The following is a 14,474-nucleotide window of genomic DNA, read 5'->3' on the forward strand; positions in this document are numbered from 1 at the left end:
CACGCTGCAGCGCGCTCGCGCCTGCGGCATTTTTATCGTCTTCACCACAGCAAGAAGTCTGGTTTTTTTGGCCTCAATCCTCGCCATAACGGTCTTTGACCGGCACGTTGCGCGGCACTGATCCTGATGCCTTCGGCACACCTTCGTGCCACAAGTGGAGGCATGGGGCATGCAGGGAACCAACGTGCTGTTCGGCCAGATTGCCGTGATATTCGGCATCGTGGCCATGGGCGTGTGGAGCGCCACCCAGTGGATCGCTGCCGCCCTAGGCTATCAGCTACGCCTTGGCTTGCCGTGGTTCGACTTCCAAGGCACGCCCATCTACCACCCGTGGCGGCTCTTTGAGTGGTGGTTCTTCTTCGATGCCTATGCGCCGCATGTCTTCGACATGGGCGGGGCCATCGCAGGCGGCAGCGGCCTGGTGGCCGTGGTGGTCGCCATCGCCATGTCGGTGTGGCGCTCGCGGCAATCGCGCCTGGTCACGACCTATGGCTCGGCGCGCTGGGCCGATGCCGCCGACATTCGCAAGGCGGGCCTGACGCAGCCGGCCGGCGTGTTCCTGGGCCGCTATCGCGGCGAGTACCTGCGCCATGAGGGCCCGGAGCATGTCTTGACCTTCGCGCCCACGCGCTCGGGCAAGGGCGTCGGCCTGGTCGTTCCCACCTTGTTGAGCTGGCCTGCATCCGCCGTCATCCACGACATCAAGGGCGAGAACTGGCAGATCACCACGGGCTGGCGCTCGCGCTTCTCGCACTGCCTGCTGTTCAACCCGACCGATGCGAAGTCTGCCGCGTACAACCCGCTGCTGGAAGTGCGGCGCGGCGCGCACGAGGTGCGCGACGTGCAAAACATCGCGGACATTCTGGTTGACCCCGAAGGCGCGCTGGAGAAGCGCAATCACTGGGAGAAGACCAGTCACGCGTTGCTGGTGGGCGCCATCTTGCACGTGCTCTATGCGGGCGAAGACAAGACGCTGCGCGGCGTGGCGAACTTCCTCAGTGACCCGGCCAGCCCGTTCGAGCTGACCTTGCACCGGATGATGACCACGCCCCACTTAGGCGATGGCCCGCATCCTGTGGTGGCTTCCGCTGCGCGCGAAGTGCTCAACAAGTCGGACAACGAGCGTTCCGGTGTGTTGAGCACCGCCATGTCGTTCCTCGGCCTGTACCGTGACCCCACGGTGGCCGAAGTCACCTCGCGCTGCGACTGGCGCATCGCCGATCTGATCGCTGCTGAACATCCGGTGTCGCTGTATCTGGTCGTGCCGCCTTCCGACATTTCGCGCACGAAGCCGCTCATCCGCCTGATCCTGAATCAGATCGGGCGGCGCCTGACCGAATCGCTCGACGGCAGCGACGGCATCGCGCGCCGCCACAAGCTGCTGCTGATGCTCGACGAGTTTCCGGCGCTGGGGCGATTGGACTTCTTCGAGACGGCACTTGCCTTCATGGCGGGCTACGGCATCCGCAGCTTCCTCATCGCGCAATCGCTCAACCAGATCGACAAGGCGTATGGGCAAAACCATTCCATCCTCGACAACTGCCATGTTCGCGTGACGTTCGCCACCAACGACGAACGCACGGCCAAACGGATCTCCGAAACGCTCGGCACCGCGACGGAACTGCGCGCGCAGCGCAACTATGCCGGCCACCGGCTCGCGCCGTGGCTTGGGCACCTCATGGTGTCGCGCCAGGAGACGGCCCGCCCGCTGTTGACGCCCGGCGAAGTCATGCAGCTTCCGACCGACGAGGCCGTGGTGATGGTGTCCAGCGTAGCGCCGATCAAGGCGAAGAAGCTGCGCTACTACGCAGACGCGAACTTCAAGCGCCGCGTGCTGCCGCCGCCCGTGCTTGCGGCCGGACGCTATGCCGACGTTCCGCCCTCGCGAGCCGACGACTGGAGCGGGCTGGCGATTCCCGCCGTGCCTGCCGCAGCGGCCACTGCACCTACTGATGGCCTGGAGCACTTGGGTTCGGCCGACGACGGCGGACCGCGCCGTCAGCCCGAACTTTCCGAAGCCGTCGCCTACGACCCCGAGCTGGCCGCGTCCGCAGCCGACCTCGGGTTGCTCGATGACGATGACGACCTGCCGCTTCCCCTCGGCGCGCGTCAAGCTACTTGTCGCCTCTGTCACGCAGCAATCGGCTGAATGTCTCCTCGGCTCACAGCCGTTGTGACCACAGAGTCGCGTTCAGGGTTGAGGGTAACGGCCCGGATGTGCGACCAGTCGCGTGTGCCGCGTGACCAGCGCGCGGGGTTGCGTTCGCGAGCCTGGAGGTAGACCTGGTGCCGAGCCGCAAGGATCGCGACGTCGTGGCCTTCATGGCGCTGTGCCGGGCTGACGTAGCGGATGCCGCTGTGCCTGTGATCGTGGTTGTACCAATGCACGAATTGGCGCGCCCACTCGCGCGCGGCGCACAGATCCGTAAAGCCCTTTTCTGGGAACTCCGGCCGGTACTTCGCCGTGCGGAACAGGCTTTCGACGAAGGCGTTGTCGTCGCTCACGCGGGGCCGTGAGTACGACGGTTTCACGCCCAGCCACCACAGCATGGCCAGCACGGTGGTGGCCTTCAGCGTGGCGCCGTTGTCGCCGTGCAGTACGGGTCGCTCGTCACGCGGCATGGCGTGAATGCCCTCGGCCAGCGCCGTGCGCTGCACGAGCCGCGCAGCGTGGTCGCAGTCGTCGTCCTCGTGCACCTCGAAGCCCACGATCTTGCGGCTGTACACGTCCATGATGAGGTACAGGAAGAACCAGCGTCCGGCGACATCCCTTGGCAGGAACGTCATGTCCCAGCACCACAGCTGTCGCGGCGCGGTGGCCACGTGAGTGGTCGGTGGCCGGCCCTTGCGTGGTGCCTTGGCGCGCCCGCGGTGACTCATTTGCCCCTGCGCACGCAGCACGCGGCGGAAGCTGGACTCGCTGGCGATGTAGACGCCCTCGTCAGCCAGCGTCGGCACGATGCGCGCCGGCGGCAGATCGGCGAAGCGCGGCTCGTTGGCCACGCTGACGATCTGCGCACGTTCGCGATCACTCAGCGCATGGGCTGGCGCCGGCCGCACGGCCTGCGGCCTGCCATCGCCCGATTCCAGGCCTTGGCCGGCCTTCCAGCGCTGCAAGGTACGCGCGCTGATCCCCATGAGTTCGCACGCTGGCTTCAGGCGCGCACCGGCATCGCAAGCCGCTTCGATGTCTCGGGCAATTTCCTGGCGATCTTCGAGGCCGATCATTCGTCCTCGCCCTTGTTCCTGTTGAAGATCGCCTCGGCTTTTTTTGACAGCACCAGCAGCGCCGCCGCCTCGGCCAGGGCCTTGTCCTTGCGGCGTACCTCTCGCTCGAGCTCTTTGATGCGGCGCCGATCCTCCTTGGTTTGCGAGGGGCTGGCACGTACTTGCTCGGGTGCAGCCAGTGCCCGCACCGCGTTGTCTCGCCATTGCTGCAGTTGCTGCGCGTACACGCCGTTCTCGCGGCACCAGGCGCTGCGCGAGGCATCGTCCATCGCCGCGGTCGTGATCACCGCCTCCAGGCGCGCGGCAGCTGTCCACACGCGCTCCTTCGCCGGCCTGGCCAACGACTCAGCGCGCCAGCGCTCCAGCGTGTCCACGCCCACTCCGATCTCGCGCGACACCACCTGCGGTGCGGCGCTCTCCGGCGGCAGCATGCGTGCCACCGCCCGGTCCTTGAATGCTTGTCCGTATCGGGCCAACTTCTTCTCTCATCCGCGCCCCCGTGTCGATGAAACGATGGTGTGCGGGGGGCGGCGCCTTCGGCGCCGCACAGGCTGTGCATTTGTGGACGATGCGCTTCGCGCACCGGCCAGCTTGCCGTGGACAACGCATCCGCGTTGCCCACCGCGCCGGCCTTCGCCCACAAGCTCCACAGCCTCCCACCACCATCAATGAACCAGTCTCACAGCTCTGGTCCTATCGGGGCGACAAGTATTCTGACGCGGGGGGCCCTTCCTCGCCAGCTTGACCCGGCCATGCAGCGCACGGCCCGGCTGGCTTCCCTCGACCCCAACGACGGAATCGAGCTATGAGCCACTACCGCCTCAACCTGTTCATCCAGCCGGAGCATGCCAAGCGTCTGGACGAGCTGGCCGCCAAGAAAGGCGTATCGAAATCCAGCATCGTCGCGGCGGCGCTCGCATCGTGGCTGTCGCCCGATGCTGCCGACCAGCGCGAGGCAGCGATTGCCAAGCGGCTTGATCGCCTCTCGCGCCAGGCCGAGCGCATGGAGCGCGACCAGAACATCGCCATCGAAACGCTGGCGCTGTTCATCCGCTATTACCTCACGGTCAGCACGCCAGTTCCCGAGGCGCACCAAGACGCGGCACGCGCACAGGGCAAAGCGCGCTTCGAGCAGTTCGTTGAACAGTTGGGTCGCCACCTGCTGCGCGGTCGAAGCCTGGTGCGCGATGTGGTGGAGGAACTGCACCCCGACCCGGCGCGGATGGATGACGCGGCGGCAGTTGCCGAAGCGCAAGAGCGCGCCTCATGAGCGTCGCACCTTCGTCCTTCGCCACCTCGCTCGACCGCCGCATTCAGATGCTGCGCACGGCGATGGGGCCGCTGATCGCTGCCGCGCTCGAAGACCCGGACGTGGTGGAAGTCATGCTCAATCCTGATCGCACCCTTTGGGTGGATCGGCTTTCATCGGGCCGCGCACCGATGGGCGTGGAGCTGTCCGAGGCGGACGGCGAGCGAATCATCCGCCTTGTCGCCGCCCACGTTGGCGCAGAAGTCCATCGCGGCCAGCCGCTACTGTCCGCCGAACTGCCCGAAACCGGCGAACGCTTCGAGGGTATCTTGCCGCCCGCCGCGCCAGGGCCGGCCTTCGCGCTGCGGAAGCGCGCCATCGGTGTGATTCCGCTGGAGCGGTACGTCATCGACGGGATGATGACCAGCGCGCAGGCGGGCTTTCTCGTTCGTGTCGTGCGCGAGCGGCAGAACGTCCTGATCGCCGGCGCCACCAGCAGCGGCAAGACCACGCTCGCCAATGCGCTGCTGGCCGAGATCGCCGCCACGGGCGACCGCGTGCTGGTGCTCGAAGACACGGTGGAACTGCAATGCGCGGCCCGCGACCACGTTCCGCTGCGCACCCGCGCAGGCGTGGTGTCGATGACCGAGCTTGTGCGCTCGTCCATGCGCCTGCGGCCTGACCGCGTGGTCGTGGGCGAGGTGCGCGGCGCCGAGGCGCTGGATCTCATCAAGGTGTGGGGCACGGGCCATCCGGGTGGCATTGCCACGATCCACGCCGGCTCCGCCCTCGGCGCGCTGCTGCGCCTGGAGCAACTGATTCTCGAAGTGGCGGTGAACCCGCCCCGCGCGCTGATCGCCGAGGCGGTCAACGTGGTGATCCACATCGCCGGGCGCGGACGCAAGCGCCGCATCGAGAGCATCGCCCGCGTCGTCGGCTTCGACGGCGTGGGTTACCGACTGGCGGATGCGATGGACGCGCCGTTTCCCGAGCTGCCGCCACTTCCCGATGCCGCACCCGCTGCGGCGACTTCCCCATCCCTCGACCTTTCTGGAGAACTGCCATGACGCACGTTGATGCTTTCCGTATTTCTGTAAATCCGCTTTCCCGCCGCTCCAGTCCCGCGCGGCTGGATGGCCTGGCCCGCCCGGCCATGCAAGGCTTGATGCTCGCTGCCTTCATGCTGCTGCTTGCGGGCACTGCACAGGCCGCCGGTTCCTCGATGCCGTGGGAAGGCCCGCTGCAATCCATCCTTGAATCCATCCAGGGGCCGGTGGCGCGCATCGTCGCGGTCATCATCATCATCGCCACGGGCCTCGCGCTCGCGTTCGGCGACACGTCGGGCGGCTTTCGCAAGCTGATCCAGATCGTGTTCGGCTTGAGCATCGCCTTCGCCGCGTCCTCGTTCTTCCTGTCGTTCTTCAGCTTCTCGGGCGGGGCCGTCGTATGAGTGCCCCGGACACCTTCGCGGCCGGGTTCGAGGTGCCGCTGCATCGCTCGCTCACCGAGCCGATCCTGCTGGGCGGCGCACCGCGCACCGTGGCGATCGCCAACGGCACCTTGGCCGCCGCTGTCGGGCTAGGCCTGCAACTGTGGATTCCCGGTGTCGTGCTCTGGATCGTCGGCCATTCGCTGGCGATGCGGGGCGCGCGCGTCGATCCGCAGTTCATGGCCGTGTTCGCGCGGCACATCAAGCACCGCCCGCTGCTGGACGTGTAGGGGAGGACGCCGCGATGCTGAACCTCGCCGAATACCGCCAGCGACCGGCCTTGCTCGCCGACTGGCTGCCCTGGGCCGGACTGGTGGCACCGGGCGTCGTCTTGAACAAGGACGGCAGCTTCCAGCGCACGGCGCGCTTTCGTGGCCCCGACCTCGACAGCGCGACGCAAGGCGAGCTGATCGCCACATCGGCGCGCTTGAACAACGCGCTGCGCCGCCTGGGTTCGGGCTGGGCGCTGTTCATCGAAGCCGAGCGCCGGTCTGCCGCCGACTACCCGCACTCCGATTTCCCCGAACCGCTGTCCTGGCTGGTCGATGAAGAACGCCGCGCCGCCTTCGAGGATTCGGGCAACCACTTCGAGAGCGGCTATCACCTGACGCTGGCCTACCTGCCGTCCGAGGAATCCCGTGCTCGGGCCGCGGGCCTGCTGTACGAAAACCGGCCCACCGAAGGCGTGGATTGGCGCGAGCGGCTGCACGCCTTCGTCGCTGAAACGGATCGCATCTTCGACCTGCTCGATGGCGTGATGCCGGAGATCGCCTGGCTTGATGACAGCCAGACGTTGACCTACCTGCATTCGACCGTCTCGACGCGCCGCTACCGCGTCGGCGTTCCCGAAGTGCCGTTCCACATCGACGCGCTGCTGACCGATTCCGCGCTGGTCGGTGGCCTGGCGCCGATGCTGGGCGACCAGCACCTGCGCGTGGTGTCGGTGCGCGGTTTCCCGACCTCGACCTGGCCGGGGATTCTGGACGACCTCAACCGCCTGGGCTTCGCGTATCGCTGGAGTACGCGCTTTCTGTGCCTCGACAAAGCCGAGGCGGAAAAAGAACTCGCCCGACTGCGCCGCCAGTGGTTTGCGAAAAGGAAGAACGTCATCGCGTTGCTGCGCGAGACGATCTTCCAGCAGGAAAGCCCGCTGGTCGATACCGACGCCAACAACAAGGCCGCCGACGCCGATGCTGCCTTGCAGGAGCTGGGCAGCGATCAGGTCGCCTTCGGCTACCTGACGGCGACCGTCACCGTCATGGACGCGGACGCCGCCGTTGCCGACGAGAAGCTGCGCATGGTGGAGCGCGTCATCCAGGGGCGCGGCTTCGTCACCATCCCCGAAACGCTCAACGCCGTGGATGCGTGGCTGTCGTCCATTCCGGGCAACGCATACGCCAATGTCCGCCAGCCCATCGTCTCGACGCTGAACCTGGCGCACATGATGCCGGTGTCGGCGGTATGGGCCGGCCAGGAACGCAATGCGCATCTCGATGGGCCGCCGCTGATCGTCACGCGCACAGACGGCGCCACGCCGTTCCGGCTGGTGACGCACATCGGCGACGTGGGCAACACGCTGGTGGTTGGCCCCATCGGCATGGGCAAGTCGGTGCTGCTGGCGACGATGGCGATGCAGTTCCGCCGCTATCGCGGCTCGCGCATCTTCGCCTTCGACATGGGGCGCTCGATCCGCGCGGCCATCCTGGGCATGGGCGGCGAGCACTACGACCTGGGCGCGGACGACGAGATCGCCTTCCAGCCGCTGGCGCGCATCGACCGAGAGGGCTACCGCACCTGGGCCAGCGAATGGGTGGAAGGCCGCCTGCTGCACGAAGGCGCGGCCGTCGGCCCGGACGAGAAGGCGGCCATCTGGTCTGCGCTGGGGAGCCTGGCCAGCGCGCCGGTGGAGCAGCGCACGCTCACGGGCCTGACGGCCTTGCTGCAATCGAACACCTTGCGCCAGGCACTCGCGCCCTACGTCCTGGGCGGCGCGCACGGCAGGCTGCTGGATGCCGACCACGACCGCCTCGGCACATCCGACGTGCAGGCGTTCGAGATGGAGGAGCTGATGCACAGCAAGGCTGCTGTGCTCGCGGTGCTGCGCTACCTGTTCGCGCGCTTCGAGGAGCGGCTGGATGGTGCGCCCACGCTGCTGATCCTCGATGAAGCCTGGCTGTTCCTCGATGACCCGGTGTTTGCGGCGCGCATCCGCCAGTGGCTCAAGACGCTGCGCAAGAAGAACGTCAGTGTCATCTTCGCCACGCAGTCGCTCGCGGACGTGAAGGATTCGGCCATCGCGCCGGCCATCATCGAAAGCTGCGCGAGCCGGATTTTCTTGCCGAACCCGCAAGCGACCGAACCGCAGATTCGCGCGATCTACGAGGGCTTCGGCCTCAACAGCCGGCAGATCGAGATCGTCGCCACCGCGCAGCCCAAGCGCGACTACTACTACCAATCCCGCCTCGGCAACCGCGTGTTCGACCTCGACCTGGGGCCGGCGACGCTGGCCTTCGCGGGTGCTTCCACGCCGCAAGACCAGCGCGCCATTGATGAGGTTCTTGGCCGCGTGCCGCAGGACGCCGGCGTGCCCGGCTTCGCGGGCGCCTGGCTGCGCCATCGCGGCCTCGATTGGGCGGCCGACCTGCTGCCCTCGTTCCCCGGCTACGCGCCGGGTTCCCTCCGTACCGCTGACCACCCCCAGGAGAACCAACTATGAAATTGCATACCCCCAAGCTCGCCGCGTTGACCGCCGCCTGCGTGCTCGCATTCGGCATCGCGCAACCCGCCCACGCCTTGTTCGGCGTCGGCGACATCGTGCTCGACCCGACCAATCTGGTGCAGAACACGCTCACCGCCGTTCGCACGCTGGAGCAGATCAATAACCAGATCCAGCAACTCCAGCACGAAGCGCAGATGCTCATTAACCAGGCGCGCAACCTGGCCAGCCTGCCGTCCAGCGTGGTCGGCCAGTTGCGCGCGAACCTGGCGACCACCCAGCGACTGATCGCGCAGGCCAAGGGCTTGGCCTACGAAGTGACAAGCATCGACCGCGAATTCGTGCGCCTGTATCCCGAGAAGTACGCCGCCACGGTGAGCGGCAATCAGATGTACCTCGATGCGCAGGAGCGTTGGAAGAACACGCTCAACGGCCTGCAAACGACCATGCAGATGCAGGCCCAGGCGTCGCAGAACCTGAGCGACGACGAAAGCGTGCTGGCCGACCTCGTGGGCAAGAGCCAGTCGGCCGAGGGCGCGCTGCAAGCGATGCAGGCCATGAACCAGTTGCTGGCCTTGCAGGCCAAGCAGTCGATCCAGACGCAGCGGCTCCAGATCACGCAAGACCGCGCGGCCTCGCTGGAACTGGCGCGGCAGGCGGCGGCCACGGAGCGCGGGCGCGAAGTGACGCGCCGCTTCCTGGGCGAAGGCACGCCGTACACGCCGCAGCCCGTCAATTTCTACAACCGCTGACGGAGGCTGCCATGCAACGCACGCCCGTCGTGTTTGCTTTCGCCATTCATGCGCTGGTGCTGGCCGGCTGTGACCGGCCGCAGCAAGTGTCGGTGAATGCGCTCGCCGCCGACCCGGCCCGGTTGCACGCGCTGCGCGCGCAGTGCCGCGCGGGCGCGCACGACGGCGCGTTTTGCGCGCAGGTGGCACAGGCCGACCTGCGGCGCTTTCTCTCCGGCCAGGCCGGGCCGAATGAGTACCAGACGCTGGCCGACCTGCCGCCGATCCCGCCCAGCTTCGATGAACCCGCCGATGGCAGCGCGGCAATCGCTCTGCCTGGGCAGGAGGACTCGCCATGAACGACGTGACGGTCATCGACCGCTTCCTCGACACCTTCTCGCGCTACATCGACTCGGGCTTTGGCCTGTTGCACGGCGAAGTGGCGTTTCTGACCGCCACGCTGATCGTCATCGACATGACGCTCGCCGGGCTGTTCTGGGCGATGAGCCATGCCACCGGCCAGGGCGAGGACGTGATCGCCAAGCTGATCCGCAAGGTGCTGTACGTCGGCGCCTTCGCCTACATCATCGGCAACTTCAACTGGTTGGCTGGCATCGTGTTCCGCTCCTTCGCCGGGCTGGGCCTGACGGCCAGCGGCTCGACCCTGAGCATGGAGAACTTCCTGCAACCGGGCCGGCTGGCGAAGGTCGGCATCGACGCCGGTGCGCCGATCCTGAAACAGATCGGCGACATGGCGGGCTTCCCCGAAGTCTTCGTGAACATCACGCCCATCGTCGTGATGTTCCTCGCTTGGCTGATCGTCCTGCTGTGCTTCTTCGTGCTGGCGATCCAGCTTTTCATCACGCTGATCGAGTTCAAGCTGACCACGCTTGCCGGCTTCGTGCTGGTGCCGTTCGCGCTCTGGAACAAGACCGCATTTCTCGCCGAGAAGGTGCTGGGCAACGTGGTGTCGTCCGGCATCAAGGTGCTGGTGCTGGCGGTGATCGTGGGCATCGGCTCGGGCCTGTTCGCCGAGTTTCAGGTACAGCCCGCCGAACCATCCATCGACCACTCCGTGGTCGTGATGCTGGCCTCGCTGACGCTGCTGGCCTTGGGCATCTTCGGGCCGGGCATTGCAACCGGGCTGGTGTCCGGCAGCCCGCAGCTCGGCGCAGGTGCGATGGCCGGTGCGGCGCTGGGCGCGGCCGGCGCTGCTGTTGCCGTGGGCGCTGCGGCTACGGGCGTCGGCGGCGCAGTCGCCGCCGGGGCGCGCATGGCGCCCGCAGCCGCCAAGCTGGCCGGTAGCGGAGCGCGTGCCGCCACTGGGGCCGCCAGCAGCGCGCGGTCGGCGTTTCAGGCGGGTTCTGCATCCGCCGGCGGTGGCCTCAAGGGCGCCGCCGCCGGCGTGGGCAATGTCGCCAAGACCGGCGCGCAGGCGGCCGGGCAGAAGGTGGCTGATGGTGCGCGCTCGATGAAGGAGCGTGTCGCCGCCGCCTTCCGGCCCGATGACGCCGGATCGGCGTCAGGGGGCGGTGCCGCACAGGCTGCAAACGAGCCAACCCCATCCACCGCGCAACCCGCCTGGGCCAAGCGCCTGCATCGCAGGCAGCAGCTCACCCATGCCGCGACGACCGCCGCCCACACGCTGCGCGGCGGCGATGGCGGCAGCTCCAGCCAAGGCCCGAGCCTGCGCGATTCCGATTCCTGATCTTCAAGGAGAACTCCCATGCGATTCAAACGACCGCAGGTGCGCTACGCCGATACGCCACAGCCTGCTACTCCGTATCAATCCGCCGCCCAGGTTTGGGACGAGCGCATCGGCTCGGCCCGCGTGCAGGCCAGAAACTGGCGTTTCATGGCCTTTGGCTGCCTCACGCTGGCTGTGCTGATGGCGGGCGGCCTAGTCTGGCGCTCGGCGCAGTCCATCGTCACGCCCTACGTCATTGAGGTGGACAACGCGGGCCAGGTGCGCGCTGTCGGCGAGGCCGCCACGCCCTACAAGCCCAGCGATGCGCAGATCGCCTACCACCTGGGCCGCTTCATCGGCCTGGTGCGCTCGCTGTCCATCGACCCCATCGTGGTGCGGCAGAACTGGCTCGATGCCTACGACTACACGACCGACAAAGGCGCGGTCGTGCTCAACGAGTACGCCCGCACGAATGACCCGTTCGCGCGCATCGGCAAGGAGTCGGTGACGGTGCAGATCAGCAGCGTGACCCGCGCCAGCGACACGTCGTTCAACGTGCGCTGGACGGAGACGCGCTTCGTCAACGGTGCGCTGGATCGCACCGAACGCTGGAACGCAGTGATTTCCACGGTGCTGCAAACCCCGCGCACCGAGCAGCGTCTGCGCAAGAACCCCCTGGGCATCTACGTCAACGGGCTGTCGTGGAGCCGTGAACTGGAAGCTAACGAAGGAGCAAAACCATGAATGATCTTTTCCGTAAATCCGCCTTGCCGGTGATGCTTCTGGCTTCGACCGTGCTGTTCTCTGGCTGCGCTACTCAGGGCAAGCCGCCACCGACCATTTCGCTCGATGAGCCGGTGCAGGCCCAGCCACTGCTGGAGCCCCCTGCGCCTGTGCAAGTGGTGGCCGTGCCGCAGGTGCTGCCGATGCCGGCGCAGATGAAACCTGTGCCGGATGCCAAGCCCACGCCGGAACCCGCCGATGAAACCGTGCGCGTCTCCCGCGCCAATGCCGAAGCGCGCATTGCGCCGACGCGCGAGGGCTACGTCAACGCGATTCAAGTCTGGCCCTTCACGGACGGCGCGCTGTATCAGGTCTATGCGGCCGTGGGCCGCGTGACCGTGATCGCGCTGCAACCGGGCGAGGAACTGGTGACGGTGGCGGCTGGCGATACCGTGCGCTGGATTGTGGGCGACACATCGAGCGGTAGCGGTGATGCGCTGCGCGTGAATGTCATGGTCAAGCCCATCCGCTCGGGCCTCAAGACGAATCTGGTCATCACGACCAGCCGGCGCACGTACCTGATCGAACTGACTTCGACCGAAAAGACATGGATGGCGTCGGTGTCCTGGGAGTATCCGAAGGACAAGATGCTGGCCTTGCAGCGCCAGGCGCAGGCGGCCAGCGCGGCCGCGCCGGTCGATAGCGGCTTGTCGCTGGAGAAGATCCGTTTCCGCTACGCGGTCAGCGGCAGCAATCCACCGTGGAAGCCGCTGCGCGCCTTCGATGACGGCGAGAAGGTCTATATCCAGTTCCCGCCCGGCATCGGCCAGGGCGAGCTGCCGCCGCTGTTCGTCATCGGCGCGCAAGGCGACGGGCAACTCGTGAATTACCGCTTCCGCGCGCCGTACTACATCGTGGATCGCCTGTTCGGCGCGGCCGAGCTGCGCTTGGGTGGCGACAAGGGCGATGTGGTGCGGATCGAGCGCACGGACGGGGTTTCGGGTGGCACGCGGAGGAACTGACCATGAGCCAGGACGACATTCCAGACCATGCCGCCGTTGCCCCGCCTTCGGCGGGCAAGGTGGCGCCGGAGGCGATGGCGCTGCGCGCGCAGCCGCGCCCGGTCACGCGCCTGAACCGGCGCACGCTGGCCATCCTCGTCGGCGTCCTGTCGGTCGCCGTGCTCGGGGCCACGATCTGGTCATTGCAGCCGCATCGGCGCGGCGCGGGCGAGCAGACCGAGCTGTACAACGTCGATCGCGTCTCGAAGTCCGAAGGGCTGGACGGCCTGCCTTCGGACTATTCCAAGCTGCCGGCCAAGGTGCCGGAGTTGGGGCCACCACTGCCGGGTGATCTTGGCCCGGCCATCGTGAAGTCGCAGCAGCCGGTGACGCCAGCCTACGCACCGCCGGGCCACGACCCGGAGAATGCGCGGCGCAAGGAGGCTGATGCGGCGGCGGGTTCGTCGGTGTTCTTCCGTTCGGGCAATCAGGGCAAGGCCGCCGCGCCGGGCACGGCGCAAGTCGCTGCGGCTGCGCCCGGCAGCGCCTTGGCCGGCTTCGACCCGCTGGCCGCTGGCCCGGCCTCGACGGCGGCCCAGACATCCGACCCGACCGCCGTGCAGAACCGGCAAGACCAGAAAGAGGCTTTCCTGAAAGGCGGTTCTACGGAAACTCGTAATTCCGGTAATCTGCAAATGCCGACTTCGCCGTACCAGGTCATGGCCGGGACGGTGATCGCCGGGGCGCTGATGACGGGCATCAAGTCGGACTTGCCGGGTGATGTGATCGCCACGGTGACGGAGCCAGTCTACGACACGGCCACAGGCAAGTTCCTGCTGATCCCCCAGGGCTCGCGCATCCTGGGCAAGTACAACAGCCAGGTCAGCTACGGGCAGAGTCGCGTGCAGGTGGTGTGGAACCGCGTCATCCTGCCGGATACGTCTTCGCTGAAGCTCGACAACCTCGCCGGCACAGACCCGGCTGGCTACGCCGGCCTGGAGGATGGTGTCGATTGGCATTGGGATCGCGTTTTTGCGGGCGCGGCGCTGACGACGCTGCTGGGCGTGGGCGCAGAACTGGCCGCGCCGGAGAATCGGCAGAACGGCAACCGCATCGTGATCGCCGGGCGTGACAGCGCACAGGACAGCATCAATCAGGTCGGACAGGAGATGACCCGGCGCAACATGAACATCCAGCCGACCTTGACGGAGCGGCCGGGCCTGCCGGTGCGGATCATCGTCAATCGCGATCTGGTGTTGCGGCCGTACCAGCCGATGTTCTTCCAGCGGGGAGCAATGCAATGAGCACGACCAAGAAGCTGCGACTGGGGCCACTGCCCAAGACCGAAAGCACGAAGCTCACGTTCTCGTGCCCGACCAGCCTCAAGACCGACCTCGACCGCTACGCCGCGCTGCACGCGCAGGCGTATGGCGAGGCGGTCGATGCCACGACGTTGATTCCCCACATGCTGGAGGCATTCATGGCCGGCGACCGGGGATTCAGGAAGGGAAGCGGGAGCAAGGCCTCACCGCCGAAGTCGGGTTGACGATGCGGGCGTATCCGCCATCCGCTAACCAAGAAAGCGCAGCCCACTGGCTGCGCTTTCGCTTTTGAGGAGCCTTCTGAGAGTGCAGGACTATGATGACCGAT

The 14,474-nt window shown here is 67.0% G+C and carries 14 protein-coding genes; 13 read left to right on the top strand and 1 reads right to left on the bottom strand.

Annotated elements, in window-relative coordinates; translation table 11 throughout:
* The first annotated feature begins 169 nt into the window (after positions 1 to 169).
* Positions 170 to 2,149 carry a conjugal transfer protein TraG gene (locus PO78_RS17945; RefSeq protein WP_052484454.1) on the top strand — a complete coding sequence of 660 codons (1,980 nt, stop codon included), beginning with the start codon at positions 170 to 172 and terminating at the stop codon, positions 2,147 to 2,149.
* Here PO78_RS17945 and PO78_RS17950 read toward each other — a convergent pair.
* Positions 2,131 to 3,704 (bottom strand): IS3 family transposase gene (locus tag PO78_RS17950; RefSeq protein WP_091535956.1). Its coding sequence is split into 2 segments (ribosomal slippage): positions 2,131 to 3,266 and positions 3,266 to 3,704, totalling 1,575 coding nucleotides; the frame shifts between segments, so codons are not numbered across the junction. The genes PO78_RS17945 and PO78_RS17950 overlap by 19 nt on opposite strands.
* A gap of 329 nt (positions 3,705 to 4,033) precedes the next feature.
* Between PO78_RS17950 and PO78_RS17960 the strand changes: the two genes are divergently transcribed.
* From PO78_RS17960 to PO78_RS18015, 12 genes are read left to right on the top strand one after another with little or no spacing between them, the layout of a single operon-like run.
* Positions 4,034 to 4,498 carry a ribbon-helix-helix protein, CopG family gene (locus PO78_RS17960; protein ID WP_003056139.1) on the top strand — a complete coding sequence of 155 codons (465 nt, stop codon included), beginning with the start codon at positions 4,034 to 4,036 and terminating at the stop codon, positions 4,496 to 4,498.
* Positions 4,499 to 4,545: 47 nt separating this feature from the next.
* On the top strand, positions 4,546 to 5,544 hold the full coding sequence (gene trbB / locus PO78_RS17965; RefSeq protein WP_425604102.1) for a P-type conjugative transfer ATPase TrbB: 999 nt from the start codon (positions 4,546 to 4,548) through the stop codon (positions 5,542 to 5,544).
* Positions 5,541 to 5,927 (top strand): TrbC/VirB2 family protein, encoded by a 387-nt coding sequence (locus tag PO78_RS17970; protein ID WP_003056137.1) that lies wholly within the window; start codon positions 5,541 to 5,543, stop codon positions 5,925 to 5,927. Before trbB ends, PO78_RS17970 begins: the two co-directional genes overlap by 4 nt.
* Entirely contained in the window at positions 5,924 to 6,196 is a 273-nt protein-coding gene (locus tag PO78_RS17975) for a VirB3 family type IV secretion system protein (RefSeq protein WP_003056130.1), read from the top strand. The genes PO78_RS17970 and PO78_RS17975 overlap by 4 nt, the downstream gene beginning before the upstream one ends.
* 14 nt (positions 6,197 to 6,210) lie before the next feature.
* Positions 6,211 to 8,682, top strand: a complete 2,472-nt coding sequence (gene trbE / locus PO78_RS17980; protein WP_003056125.1) for a conjugal transfer protein TrbE — start codon at positions 6,211 to 6,213, stop codon at positions 8,680 to 8,682.
* Entirely contained in the window at positions 8,679 to 9,434 is a 756-nt protein-coding gene (gene trbJ, locus PO78_RS17985) for a P-type conjugative transfer protein TrbJ (RefSeq protein WP_003056124.1), read from the top strand. Before trbE ends, trbJ begins: the two co-directional genes overlap by 4 nt.
* 11 nt (positions 9,435 to 9,445) lie before the next feature.
* Positions 9,446 to 9,772, top strand: coding sequence for a hypothetical protein (locus PO78_RS17990; RefSeq protein WP_003056123.1), 327 nt, complete (start codon positions 9,446 to 9,448; stop codon positions 9,770 to 9,772).
* Positions 9,769 to 11,121 (top strand): P-type conjugative transfer protein TrbL, encoded by a 1,353-nt coding sequence (gene trbL / locus PO78_RS17995; protein WP_043372004.1) that lies wholly within the window; start codon positions 9,769 to 9,771, stop codon positions 11,119 to 11,121. Before PO78_RS17990 ends, trbL begins: the two co-directional genes overlap by 4 nt.
* A gap of 18 nt (positions 11,122 to 11,139) precedes the next feature.
* Positions 11,140 to 11,844, top strand: a complete 705-nt coding sequence (gene trbF, locus PO78_RS18000) for a conjugal transfer protein TrbF (RefSeq protein WP_043745747.1) — start codon at positions 11,140 to 11,142, stop codon at positions 11,842 to 11,844.
* Positions 11,841 to 12,845 (top strand): P-type conjugative transfer protein TrbG, encoded by a 1,005-nt coding sequence (gene trbG, locus PO78_RS18005; RefSeq protein WP_043745749.1) that lies wholly within the window; start codon positions 11,841 to 11,843, stop codon positions 12,843 to 12,845. Before trbF ends, trbG begins: the two co-directional genes overlap by 4 nt.
* Positions 12,846 to 12,847: 2 nt before the next feature.
* On the top strand, positions 12,848 to 14,128 hold the full coding sequence (locus PO78_RS18010; RefSeq protein WP_043745752.1) for a TrbI/VirB10 family protein: 1,281 nt from the start codon (positions 12,848 to 12,850) through the stop codon (positions 14,126 to 14,128).
* Positions 14,125 to 14,370, top strand: a complete 246-nt coding sequence (locus tag PO78_RS18015; RefSeq protein ID WP_043745754.1) for a DUF2274 domain-containing protein — start codon at positions 14,125 to 14,127, stop codon at positions 14,368 to 14,370. Before PO78_RS18010 ends, PO78_RS18015 begins: the two co-directional genes overlap by 4 nt.
* The last annotated feature ends 104 nt before the right edge of the window (positions 14,371 to 14,474 follow it).

The organism is Thauera sp. SWB20 (assembly GCF_000831325.1).
In the GTDB taxonomy this organism is placed as follows: Bacteria; Pseudomonadota; Gammaproteobacteria; order Burkholderiales; family Rhodocyclaceae; genus Thauera; species Thauera aminoaromatica.